This window comes from Roseburia inulinivorans DSM 16841, from assembly GCF_000174195.1.
In the GTDB taxonomy this organism is placed as follows: domain Bacteria; phylum Bacillota; class Clostridia; order Lachnospirales; family Lachnospiraceae; genus Roseburia; species Roseburia inulinivorans.
Map to the genome: position 1 here is coordinate 70,336 of NZ_ACFY01000165.1, position 10,819 is coordinate 81,154.

The following is a 10,819-nucleotide window of genomic DNA, read 5'->3' on the forward strand; positions in this document are numbered from 1 at the left end:
TTTACTTCTCATCGAGAATCAGTTTTACAACCTCAGATATTTCCTCCTTCTTCATCCCCATGGAAAGTGCCCGGTCGATCACTTTATCGAAGTCATCTTCTATCGCTTTCTGCCTTGCTTCAAGTGCAAGCTGTTTATCCGAGGCAGATACATAAGTACCTTTTCCATGAACAGTCGTAACAAATCCCTCTTCTTCCAGCTTATCGTAAGCCTTCTTGACCGTCAGCGCACTGATCCGAAGCTCCCCTGCGAGCGTCCTCACAGACGGAAGTGCCTCTCCTTCTTTTAATTCAGACTGAATAATATCTGATTTTATCTGCTCCATGAGCTGTTCGTAAATCGGAACCATGGAGGAATGATTTAAGATAATATGCATACTTCCTCTCATTCTGCCGCTTCAGCGGCTTTTCATAAATCAGGGAACTTTGTGCGTCAGCACAATTTCCAGATTGAAAATGTCAATTTTCAATCTTATCTCCCTTTACAGTAAACAGTATATAACAGTGCATATCTGTCGTCAACTGTTATATACTGTTTATTCTATTTTTTTGTAATTTCATGTGGGAATTTGTACAGACAATACTCGTTAATAACTTTTTCATGAAAAATTAAATTTTTGTGTATGCCATGCATAATATTTTATGTTACTATAGAATAAAGTGTTGCTTCGCAATTTTCTGTATTTATGTCAGGAGGAGAACATTATGAAAGTAAATCTGACTCCCTTTTCCATATACTGGTTCCTGTTTTTGATCTTAAATGTCATATATTTTATATTTCCATTTCTATTTTTCCTGCTTCTGCCGGCAGTGTTCGTTATGATTTTAATATGGGGAATATGTGTATTTGAAATTGGGCGAGCAACCATTATTTCTTCACAAACTAAGCGGATAACACGAGTCATACTGGCTTTCCTGGCATCTCTTCTTACAATTTCAATAAATCCCATTGGAATGATTCTTTTGGATTTTATTAATTGGAGACATATAAACTCATTCGCAGACTATTTTTCGAAAGCCTATTGGATTATTTTTTTGATTCATATGCTGCTATTTTGGCTGGGCGAAGAAATAGGATATTTTTCACAGAAAGGACTTTTTTAATATGGTAAAAATAATTTCAGACAGCACATGCGACCTCTCAGCAGAATTAGTTGCACAATACGATATCGATATTCTCCCGCTTCATATTCTTCTCGGAGATGAGGAATTTGAAGATGGAAAAACAATTACACCGGATGAGATTTACTCCTGGTCCGATGAGCATAAAACAACCCCAAAAACTTCCGCCCCGTCTCTGGCAGAAACGATTGAACTTTTTCGCCCTTATGTGGAAGAAGGACGCGAGATTGTCTGCTTTTCCATCTCAAACAGTATGTCAACATCCGGCAATGTCATGCGTCTTGCTGCCGGGGAACTAGAAGCAGAAAACCGGATCACCGTGATTGATTCCGCAAATCTCTCCACCGGAATCGGACTTCTTGTGATAGAAGCTGCCATTATGGCAAAAAACGGACACTCTGCATCCGAAATTGCTTCTGTCATGGAAACTTTAAAACCAAATGTCAGAGCAAGCTTTGTCGTGGATACCCTCACCTACCTGTACCGTGGCGGACGTTGTAACGCTGTTGCTGCCATGGCCGGCGGTGTCTTAAAGCTGCATCCAAAAATCGTGGTAGAAAACGGTGCTATGGATGCGACAAAAAATACCGCGGAAAGATCAATTCTGTTATCATGTCCTATGTAAAAGATATGGAAACTGATTTAAAAGCAGCCAGACCTGACCGCGTATTCATCACACATTCCGGCTGTGACGCTGCAACGGTGGAATCCGTCCGCTCGTATCTGGAAAGCCTCGGTGTTTTCCATGAGATATTAGAAACCAGGGCCGGTGGTGTCGTGTCAAGCCACTGCGGTCCCGGTACACTTGGTGTTCTGTTTATTGCAAAATAATAGAGGTTCGGATGTTTTCTTCCCAAACCTCTGTTTCTTTTACTTTTCTATCTCTGTATTAATCTCATCTTCCGTAGCTTTCATTGCTTCCAAAGTCATTGTGAGCAGTTTGTCTAATTCCCAGCCAAGCTGCTCTGCTCCGCGCTCGATCACTTCTCTGGAGCAACCTGCGGCAAACCCTTTGCTCTTATACTTTTTCTTCAGGGATTTCAATTCCATGTCTTTTGTGCTTTTCGACGGACGCATCAAAGTTGCCGCCCAGATCAGACCGGTCAGCTCGTCTGCTGCAAATAATACTTTTTCCATCTCATGCTCCGGAGCAACATCCACGGTAATTCCATAGCCATGTGAAACCACGCCATGTATGATGTCTTCGCCGACTCCACCCTCGCGCAAAAGTTCCGGTGCTTTGATACAGTGTTCTTCCGGATAAAGTTCAAAATCAATATCATGAAGCAGACCAACAATACCCCAGTATTCTGCGTCTGCGCCAAATCCAAGCTCCTCTGCATACCATTTCATCACATTCTCCACAGTCAGTGCATGCTGGATATGAAAAGGATCTTTGTTGTACTTTTTCAATAAATCATAGGCTTCTTCTCTTGTGATATGCTCCATTTTCGTGTTCCTCTTTTCCTGTCATTCCGTCGGATAGAATTTTCATTTCATACTTATCCGATAGGTTTTTAGTTATTTTATACTTTTTCTCACAAGATGTCAATTTTTTATCATCACAGATTTTATTTTCTAAAAAAGCTATATTTTCTCCTTCACAAGTACTTCTTTTCCTGCAAATGCAAAACCAAGCTTATAAATACGTTCTTCGTTGATTCCTGCTGTGACAAGATCTGTCACATATTTTTTTTCTTCTATCTGCCGGAACGCACTTTTCGACTGTCTCTTCCAGATTTTTTTCTTTCTTCTTATCCCAAACCTTAAATTCCATAAGAAATGCATCCTGATTCTTCTCTAACGGATACATTGCAATATCATATCTGCCCCGTCCACTCTCACGGTTTGAAACAATACGATACCTGTCCCTAAGTGTTACAATCAGTCCAAGTATCAGACCATGATAAAAATTCTCTGGCGTGCGTGCCTCTTTTTCATTTCCAATATCAAAATAATTCATGGATGTGCATGCAATCTCTGACAGATAATCATTCATATCTTCTATATTATGCTCCAACAGAGCCTTCACAAACCTGTTATATACGGAAAATCCATTATGAAACATTCCAAGAATCTCTGTACGAAACATTGCCATAACTTCTTTATTCGTAACTGACACATCACACTCAATGGTATCCACTTTGTGCACCACATTTTCAGCCTTAATATAACCAACAGATAATAACAGTGACCACAAACTGTTCTCATCGCCATCCAGATACTGAAATGTAATGTTCTCGTTGATTTCCTTATGCACTTTTTCACCGGACATTAACTGTTCGATCTCATATTTTCGCCCGACAGGATGCTTTCTGATGATATCACCAATTAGTTTATTACTGCTCGTATTCGTCCAATAAGAAATAAGTTCTCCCTGCCTGATATAATTGCAGATTGACCACGGATTGTACATATCTTTTTGTTTGCCAAAAATAAAGCCGTCGTACAAATCCTTCACATCCCGCATCTTATCCAAATTCTGACATTTCAGTGCATCCATTACTTCCTGCTCTGTAAACCCGAAACAATCTGAATATGCGTCGCAGGTAACTGTGTCTACTTCCAGATTATTCAGATCCGAAAACAACGAATTTTTAGAAATTCTTGTTACTCCGGTAATAATCGCGCGGCTGTAAAAATCATTTTGCTTAAATGCATTATGAAATATCTGTCTGCATGCGGCGATCATCTCATCCCAATACCCCTGCGTATACGCTTCGAGCAATGGTGTGTCATATTCATCCACAAGAATAATTGGCAGCACCTTGTGATGTCTGTATAAAAAGTAGCATAGCCGCTTGATTGCCTGCCAGTCATTCTCTCCACTGCTTGCAAAAAAAGATTCTTTTGCGTCAAGATAAGGATTTCTTTTTAAAATATCTTCAATACGCTCTTTCGGATTTTCCATAGACACCTCCGTGTACCATACTTCTGCACATCCTGCAGGATATTATGCTTTATACGAATATACATTGCTATTATTTATAAAAAGATTTCCTCTATTTCCTTTTTAAATCCCCCTGATTTCAACGATCCTGTCACATTCAATATCTGTTCCATCTTCCAGCACGATTGTCCTCTCATAGTCACGAAATTTCTGAAATATCCCTGTGGCAGTCACATATTCTCCTCCGGTCTTTTTGTCATCCGGCTTGAAATAAGTTACTGACACTGTCGGATGTTTTGTGGCATACGCAATCAATGTCTGTAATTTTTCATTCAGTTCTTCCTGCTTATCTTCATCGAGTTCCACCTGTTCTTCTGTCAGTCTCGCTGTTTCTTTGATTGCATCCTCATGTCCGGTCAATGCAGCAAATGGCGAAAACTGCGCAGCCCTGTCATAAATCGACATCTGTGGATGAACTTTTGACTGATGATGAGGTAAATTCAGAATATCCCCATATTTTTCTTCGCTTTCCGTCATCCGCTTTCTCCTTTCCTTCACTCTCTACGGTCTGCCGTTTCCTCTTTCATACAAAAAATGTGCCTCTGAACGCATGGATCACTGTCTTGTTCGAAATTCTGCCTGCTTCTATACAAAAAAACTACTTTCAAAAAATTCAGGCACGATGCCCGCCAATCTGGTTGTTTCTGTCTATCATAGTTGCACCCTCCTGCAGATTGGTTCCTTTTAACATCGCATTTTTACCATACTTTTTCTTCACGGAGAGCATTACCTCCTGCAGTCTGCGCTCTTTTTCCATTCTCGCCTGCTCTGCCTTCTGTTTCTCTGCCAGTGCCTGATAATCGGTAAATAAATCCATCTGTGTAAACTCTGTCTCATTCGATACCATATGCTCATCCACAACACGGTTCGCTGTGACAGAAACACGCCGCACCAGAAGATTCTTATCCACAATGCGCTCATATAAATCTAAAACGGCGTCCATGATTTTTGCTGTAGAAGATGTTTTTGTATCCAGATTTGCTGTTCCGTGGGCATGCTTCGGAACGAATCTTCCATATCGGTCTGCTTTTACCTCGCCATGATACTTTTTCCGGATGTCCGGGTTCGTCAGATTTTCAATATCGTAACCAATATCGAGTACAATCTGGTCTGTCACAAGCTGTTTCTCTACAAGGTCTAACACCAGTGCATCCGTCATCTCGCGGACGATCAGCTTTGTCTTTTCAAAATCGTAAGGACAGTGCAGCACCTGACCGGAACCGATACTGTTTGTCTCCGGCTTATATCCCCTGATATCCGCAATCGTGACCGGTTCATACCCCCATGCGTGGTCGATCAGAAGCTCTGCATTGATTCCAAACATTTTATAAAGCAGTTCTTCATTATAATAATCCCGTTCTTCACCTATGGAACATCGTGCAATGTCTCCCATCGTGTAAAGTCCGGCCTCCTCTAACTTTTTCCGGTAGCCATGTCCTACCCGCCAGAAATCGGTCAGCGGTCTGTGGCTCCACAAAAGTTTCCGGTAAGTCATCTCGTCCAGTTCTGCAACGCGCACTCCATTTGCATCCGGTGCGACATGCTTCGCCACAATGTCCATCGCCACCTTGCATAGATAAAGATTGGTTCCAATTCCTGCTGTGGCGGTAATACCGGTCTCCTGCATCACATCAAGAATCATCTTTGACGCAAGCTCCTTTGCCGTCATATGATAGGTGTTCAGATAATGCGTCACATCCATAAAAACCTCATCGATGGAGTACACATGCATATCTTCCGGCGCAATATATCTCAGATAAATGTCGTAAATTTGTGTACTGTATTTCATATAGAGTGCCATTCGTGGCTTTGCTGTCACATAAGTGACGGAAAGCTCCGGGTGTTCCTTCAGTTCGTCCGAAAAACAGGAGCTTCCCTCAAACATTCTTTTCGGCAGCTTCTGCGATCTCTCCTGATTGACCTCTTTCACACGCTGTACGACTTCAAAAAGCCTCGCTCGTCCCGGAATCCCATATACTTTTAAAGAAGGGGAAACTGCCAGACAGATTGTTTTCTCTGTCCGCTCTGCATCCGCCACGACAAGATTCGTGGTCAGTGGATCAAGGTCTCTTTCCCGGCACTCAACAGAGGCATAGAACGACTTTAAATCAATTGCGATATAAATATGATTTTCATTTCCGCTCACAAACGCACCTCCTTCTTCTGCTCTATTATATGTCATTGACAGTCAATTCACAATGGATGGGATCGATATAAATTATGGATGAAACAAATGCAATTTATTCGTTGATTTACTCACCAAAATATGAGATGATAACAGCATTATGAGTGAATATTATAAATTTTTCCAAAACAAAAAATGTGAATATTTTCCTTGCCATAAAGGAATTCCGGAGGAGGACTTTAATTGTCTGTTTTGTTATTGTCCTCTCTATACACTTGGGAAATCCTGTGGTGGGAACTGCGAATTTTTAGAAAATGGAGTCAAATCCTGCATGAAATGTGGTTTTCCGCATCAGCGCAGCAATTATGATAAGATCATAAGCCGCTTTCAGGAGATCATTGCCGTTATGGCAGCTTCAGATAAGGGGGACATGCCTCATGAAATGTAAACTTACCCCACAATTGTCCTCTGATGACTGGAAAGATTTTTGCAGCCGTTTTCATTTTTCTCCGGCTGATCTTCCATATATAAAAGCGATTTATACCGCACTTCTCCCACTGGTGGAATCCTGTGCGTATTACTCCCTCGATCAGAATCTGGATGGGATTTTCCTCCCTCATTATGCCTATGGATTTGTGACACTTGGAAATGGTATCGATGAGCTGTCAGAATTATATCTGAATCATGAACAGATCCAGGAAGCCTATATTGTGGACTGCGTCAGTCTTTTGCTTTTGTCAAAAGCATACGCAGAATTTGCACATGTGATAGAAGATCAAAGTGGTTTATCCCTTGCAGAATTATCTTTTCTCGGAGATACCTATTCCCTTGATCTTCTTCCACAAATCTATGAACGCCTTGCGCCGGATGCGATCGGTCTTACCGAAGGTCAGATGCTTCTGCCCCTCAAAACAGCTGCGCTTATCCTGCATCTGGATACAAATACACACGCAGATCTCAGACAATTATGTAATACCTGCTCAACCTGTAAGAATCTTTCCTGTCCTTCCAGAAAATCTCCTCTGCAGGATCTGCCGCATACTTATGGTGCCATGCAGATATTCCATATAACATAGCGTTTTAGCAAAAGATCCATAATTCATGCAGCAGGATGGGAAACAGCTAAAGGAGCTGCATTCTCCTTCTATTATCTACCGTCTGTCAGTTCATCGATCAGTGTGATCACTTCCTCGATCATGTTGTCACAATGTGGTTTTTTCTCACCACCCTTTGCTGCATTTGCACGCAAAAGATCTGCACAATCTGTCATACCGTCATGTTTTTTTGCCATACATTTCCGAAATTCATTCAATACAGCCGGCGCCTCAATTCCCTTGGCACCTAATACCATGTATCCTGCTGCGATCGCTCCACAGGTTGCACCGCATCTCATTCCACCGCCAAAGTTACTGCCAATTGCTGCTGCCAGATCTTCATCCAACCCGATTTCCTTTGCATATACACGCATCACCGTCTGTGCACAGTTGCTGCTAACCGGCACTTCACTTCTTAATTCCTTTGCTCTTTCAGTGTGTTTACTCATTTTAAATATCTCTCTTTCGTTTTAAAATAATGTCAGTTGCTCATTCTTTCTTATTCTTTTTCATTTCCAGTAATTTTTTATTCATGCTCTGTGCATCTGCACGGTCACTCAGATAACAGATGATATTCACAACCGCATAGACTGCAATAATGAGAACCTCCATAAAAAGTACCATGCTAAAATTCTGGAAACTGAACCACTCAAATAATTTTCCAAGCCCTAAAACTACAATGTTCACAAAAATGAAATATAATAGCTGTCTGGCAAACATTCCCTTTTTTGACAGCTCCTTCGATGCATCTGAGTCAAACATAAGAACCGGAACTGAACACACCGCTGAAACTGCCAATATCTGCCAGAGTATCTTTACACTGATCTGTGCATCAAATCCCTCGAAAACAGAAATAAAAACTGCTGCCGCCATCAATACTCCAAACGTGATTTTGCCAAATATATCCATCAACATTTTTAATTTCTCTGCCATCTCTTCATACCTCTTTTACAATCCAAGCCGTTCTTTTAAAACAGGCACATACTGTCTTGAAATAATCGTCTTTTCGCCATTGTCTAATACTGCCTCAAAACGTCCGCCAAAGGCTGGCGATAAGCTTTTTACTTTGTTGAGATTTAAAATCGCAGACTTTGACGCCCGCATAAACGATTCAACCGGAAGCATGCCCTCAAATGTATACAATTTCTCCCGCACTTCGTAAACCTCTTTTTTGCAGCAGGCAAACACTTTGTTGTCGACCGTCTCAAAATAGTAAACTTCATCCGGCTCCAGCAGATGGATACCATTCTCGTTATGCCCCGCGATCTTGGTGTTTCCCTGTTTTAATTTCTGGAGCAGATTTTGTATATCCTCGCTTAAATTCTGGCATTTTATAATGATCTCATCCTCTTCACCGGGGATTGTATCCAGTATGGTGATTTTCATCGGGACTCTCCTTTTGATGTAATTACTTATAGATAATTGCGAAGCTCCTCATATAATCTTCTTTCAATTGTTCAATTAAGATTCTTATGAGTTTCGCAATTGTTTACAATTACTAAATACAGAATACCAAGAATTACGATACTTGTCATCATAATAAATATCATCTGATCAATACTTACGACATGTCCCCCGAAAACCGGATTACAATCTAAGGAATCCCCGATTGCCGTCACAACCTCATCCGGAAAGCCATTCGCCGACATCTCCTCAAAGATTCCACGCAGCATATGATTTTTCAGCAAAGAAGTTCCGTAAGTGCCCGGCAGAATTGACAATACTTTCTGCAGTCCGGTGTCGAAATTGGAGATTGGCATATACGCACCGCATATAAATCCATAACCGGCACTCACGATTGTTCCGACTGCCGACATCTGCCCCTGTGTTTTCAGCGGATAACAGATGATACTTGAGAGTGCACAGCCAAATAATACCAGAAGGATCTCATCCAAAATCACCCAAAGCACATCCGTCACGCTCATATACCAGCCCATTTTGCACATATAGACAAGGCAGACGACCAGTGCCAGTCCGTTGACCATCAGGGAATTGAGTAATGTTGAAAGAAAATATCCCAGAAAAATCACAGATTTTTTCACTGGGGACACATTAAAATCTTTTCTCGCACCGTTCGCAAGATCCTGCACCATCGTCAGGTTCACGCAGAATGTCACTGTGATACAGCTCACAGACAAAAGTGCCGCCGCAAGCTGTGCCGCCACCGTTCCGTTGATCAGTTTTTCAGAAATCTGTACGGTATCCGGCAATGCAGACAAAAAGGAATCTTTATATACATTTGCAAGGAATGTTGCATATAAAACAATCAGAATTACCGGTGTGATCAGGGAAGAAAGAAACATCCCTCTGTCCCGGAAGAAAAGTTTTCTGTTTCTGCTTATCAGAGCTGTCATCGTTCTCATTCGCGCCCACCTCCTAAGGTTTTGCCTGTCACTGCAAGGAAAACATCATCCATACCGCCTTTTACAACCTCATAATCCTGAAACAATTCCTGATGCTCCACGATCAGTTTCGTTGCTTCTGACGTATTATCTACTTTTATCTGGTAACCATCACGTACTTTCTTATAATTATAATGTAAAGACTTAATTTGTGCTTCGGTTACACCATAAACAGAAATCGTGTCCTGCACATACCTGTTTTTTAACTCGTATGGTGTTCCTTCCGCCACAATACTGCCTTTGTCGAGAATCACCACATACGCGGCATTTGCAGCCTCTTCCATGTAGTGGGTTGTCAGAAAAACGGTCATCTGCTCCTCTATGCGGAGTTTTTCGATCACATTCCAGATCACCTGCCTCGTCTGCGGATCCAGCCCGGTAGTCGGCTCATCTAAAATAAGGATCTCCGGTCTGTGGAGCAATGCCCTCGCTATGTCGATTCTTCTTCTCTGACCGCCGGATAATTTTGTGACCGGGCGGTTTAAATAGTCGCCAAAGTCCAATATATCCAGCAGTTCCTGTAATCTTTTTTCAAATGCCTGGCCTGTAATGCCATAGAGAGCTGCCCGACTCTTTAAGTTTTCTTTTACAGTGAGCGGCTTATCAAGCACACTGTCCTGAAAAACTACGCCAATCAGCCGCTTTGTCTGTTCGCCCGCTCTTTGGTTATCGATTCCTTTAATCTGTACCGTTCCGCTGTCCTTCGATAACTGTCCGCAGAGAATTGAGATCGTCGTGCTCTTTCCTGCACCGTTCACACCTAAAAAGGCGAACAGTTCGCCTTTTTTCACACAAAAGCCCAGATCCCTGACTGCTTTTACATCACCGAAGGTTTTATTTAAATGTTCAATACGGATAATATCTGTGGATTCATATTCGTTCTGCATATTGCACACCCCTTTTTTTGTTATATCACTTAATCGAAATTGCTGGACAAAAGTAACTTTACCGCTTTTTCTCTCTGATCATGGTATAACATAATCTGTTTTGAAAATCTACTGGGGATAAGGTAAGATGCGTTTTTGGGGTGGTAAGTTGCAGACATACAAGTTCACAAAATAATAATAATCAACTAAAGTTATTTATTTAATTCATAGATTAACTACAATTTTCATGCCAACTCTCTT

13 protein-coding genes and 1 pseudogene are annotated in these 10,819 nt (G+C 41.5%); 3 read left to right on the top strand and 11 right to left on the bottom strand.

Going from position 1 to position 10,819, the window contains the following annotated elements:
* Position 1 precedes the first annotated feature (1 nt).
* Together ROSEINA2194_RS18080 and ROSEINA2194_RS21395 are read right to left on the bottom strand one after the other, a co-directional pair.
* On the bottom strand, positions 2–376 hold the full coding sequence (locus tag ROSEINA2194_RS18080) for a GntR family transcriptional regulator (RefSeq protein WP_021923187.1): 375 nt from the start codon (positions 374–376) through the stop codon (positions 2–4).
* Positions 377–688: 312 nt separating this feature from the next.
* Positions 689–949: a hypothetical protein gene (locus tag ROSEINA2194_RS21395; protein ID WP_147334806.1), complete on the bottom strand. Its 261-nt coding sequence runs from the start codon at positions 947–949 to the stop codon at positions 689–691.
* 155 nt (positions 950–1,104) lie between these two features.
* On the opposite strand from ROSEINA2194_RS21395, the pseudogene ROSEINA2194_RS18090 reads away from it, so the two are divergent.
* Positions 1,105–1,952, top strand: a pseudogene (locus ROSEINA2194_RS18090) (DegV family protein).
* Positions 1,953–1,991: 39 nt separating this feature from the next.
* On the opposite strand, the gene ROSEINA2194_RS18095 reads toward ROSEINA2194_RS18090, so the two are convergent.
* The 4 genes from ROSEINA2194_RS18095 to ROSEINA2194_RS18110 all read right to left on the bottom strand — a co-directional run bounded on the left by ROSEINA2194_RS18095 (position 1,992) and on the right by ROSEINA2194_RS18110 (position 6,253).
* Entirely contained in the window at positions 1,992–2,570 is a 579-nt protein-coding gene (locus tag ROSEINA2194_RS18095; RefSeq protein ID WP_009861040.1) for an HDIG domain-containing metalloprotein, read from the bottom strand.
* A gap of 190 nt (positions 2,571–2,760) precedes the next feature.
* Complete coding sequence (locus ROSEINA2194_RS18100; RefSeq protein WP_009861041.1) at positions 2,761–4,032, bottom strand: AAA family ATPase; 1,272 nt, start codon at positions 4,030–4,032, stop codon at positions 2,761–2,763.
* A gap of 102 nt (positions 4,033–4,134) precedes the next feature.
* The gene (locus tag ROSEINA2194_RS18105; protein WP_009861042.1) at positions 4,135–4,548 is read right to left on the bottom strand and encodes a YolD-like family protein; all 414 of its coding nucleotides are present in this window, start codon (positions 4,546–4,548) and stop codon (positions 4,135–4,137) included.
* A 136-nt stretch (positions 4,549–4,684) separates the two neighbouring features.
* Positions 4,685–6,253, bottom strand: a complete 1,569-nt coding sequence (locus ROSEINA2194_RS18110) for a Y-family DNA polymerase (protein WP_009861043.1) — start codon at positions 6,251–6,253, stop codon at positions 4,685–4,687.
* 103 nt (positions 6,254–6,356) lie between these two features.
* Here ROSEINA2194_RS18110 and ROSEINA2194_RS18115 point away from each other — a divergent pair, with 103 nt between their 5' ends.
* Both ROSEINA2194_RS18115 and ROSEINA2194_RS18120 read left to right on the top strand, forming a co-directional pair.
* Positions 6,357–6,644, top strand: a complete 288-nt coding sequence (locus ROSEINA2194_RS18115; RefSeq protein WP_009861044.1) for a cysteine-rich small domain-containing protein — start codon at positions 6,357–6,359, stop codon at positions 6,642–6,644.
* A complete protein-coding gene (locus tag ROSEINA2194_RS18120; RefSeq protein WP_009861045.1) occupies positions 6,634–7,272 on the top strand; it encodes a hypothetical protein in 639 nt (212 codons plus the stop codon). The genes ROSEINA2194_RS18115 and ROSEINA2194_RS18120 overlap by 11 nt, the downstream gene beginning before the upstream one ends.
* Positions 7,273–7,343: 71 nt before the next feature.
* Here the strand turns inward: ROSEINA2194_RS18120 and ROSEINA2194_RS18125 are convergent, their stop codons facing one another.
* The 5 genes from ROSEINA2194_RS18125 to ROSEINA2194_RS18145 form a co-directional block, all read right to left on the bottom strand.
* Positions 7,344–7,739 carry a C-GCAxxG-C-C family protein gene (locus ROSEINA2194_RS18125; protein WP_009861046.1) on the bottom strand — a complete coding sequence of 132 codons (396 nt, stop codon included), beginning with the start codon at positions 7,737–7,739 and terminating at the stop codon, positions 7,344–7,346.
* Between the two features lie 40 nt (positions 7,740–7,779).
* A complete protein-coding gene (locus ROSEINA2194_RS18130; RefSeq protein WP_009861047.1) occupies positions 7,780–8,223 on the bottom strand; it encodes a DUF3021 family protein in 444 nt (147 codons plus the stop codon).
* 15 nt (positions 8,224–8,238) lie between these two features.
* Complete coding sequence (locus tag ROSEINA2194_RS18135) at positions 8,239–8,676, bottom strand: LytTR family DNA-binding domain-containing protein (protein ID WP_009861048.1); 438 nt, start codon at positions 8,674–8,676, stop codon at positions 8,239–8,241.
* Positions 8,677–8,747: 71 nt separating this feature from the next.
* Positions 8,748–9,653 (bottom strand): ABC transporter permease, encoded by a 906-nt coding sequence (locus tag ROSEINA2194_RS18140; protein ID WP_009861049.1) that lies wholly within the window; start codon positions 9,651–9,653, stop codon positions 8,748–8,750.
* Positions 9,650–10,579, bottom strand: coding sequence for an ABC transporter ATP-binding protein (locus ROSEINA2194_RS18145; protein ID WP_009861050.1), 930 nt, complete (start codon positions 10,577–10,579; stop codon positions 9,650–9,652). Before ROSEINA2194_RS18145 ends, ROSEINA2194_RS18140 begins: the two co-directional genes overlap by 4 nt.
* Between the last annotated feature and the right edge of the window lie 240 nt (positions 10,580–10,819).

Coding starts and splice junctions, on each gene's coding strand:
- ROSEINA2194_RS18130 (WP_009861047.1), bottom strand. CDS start 8,223: ATGGCAGAGAAATTAAAAATGTTGATGGATATATTTGGCAAAATCACG.
- ROSEINA2194_RS18100 (WP_009861041.1), bottom strand. CDS start 4,032: ATGGAAAATCCGAAAGAGCGTATTGAAGATATTTTAAAAAGAAATCCT.
- ROSEINA2194_RS18125 (WP_009861046.1), bottom strand. CDS start 7,739: ATGAGTAAACACACTGAAAGAGCAAAGGAATTAAGAAGTGAAGTGCCG.
- ROSEINA2194_RS21395 (WP_147334806.1), bottom strand. CDS start 949: ATGGGATTTATTGAAATTGTAAGAAGAGATGCCAGGAAAGCCAGTATG.
- ROSEINA2194_RS18080 (WP_021923187.1), bottom strand. CDS start 376: ATGCATATTATCTTAAATCATTCCTCCATGGTTCCGATTTACGAACAG.
- ROSEINA2194_RS18140 (WP_009861049.1), bottom strand. CDS start 9,653: ATGAGAACGATGACAGCTCTGATAAGCAGAAACAGAAAACTTTTCTTC.
- ROSEINA2194_RS18115 (WP_009861044.1), top strand. CDS start 6,357: ATGAGTGAATATTATAAATTTTTCCAAAACAAAAAATGTGAATATTTT.
- ROSEINA2194_RS18120 (WP_009861045.1), top strand. CDS start 6,634: ATGAAATGTAAACTTACCCCACAATTGTCCTCTGATGACTGGAAAGAT.
- ROSEINA2194_RS18135 (WP_009861048.1), bottom strand. CDS start 8,676: ATGAAAATCACCATACTGGATACAATCCCCGGTGAAGAGGATGAGATC.
- ROSEINA2194_RS18145 (WP_009861050.1), bottom strand. CDS start 10,579: ATGCAGAACGAATATGAATCCACAGATATTATCCGTATTGAACATTTA.
- ROSEINA2194_RS18105 (WP_009861042.1), bottom strand. CDS start 4,548: ATGACGGAAAGCGAAGAAAAATATGGGGATATTCTGAATTTACCTCAT.
- ROSEINA2194_RS18095 (WP_009861040.1), bottom strand. CDS start 2,570: ATGGAGCATATCACAAGAGAAGAAGCCTATGATTTATTGAAAAAGTAC.
- ROSEINA2194_RS18110 (WP_009861043.1), bottom strand. CDS start 6,253: ATGACATATAATAGAGCAGAAGAAGGAGGTGCGTTTGTGAGCGGAAAT.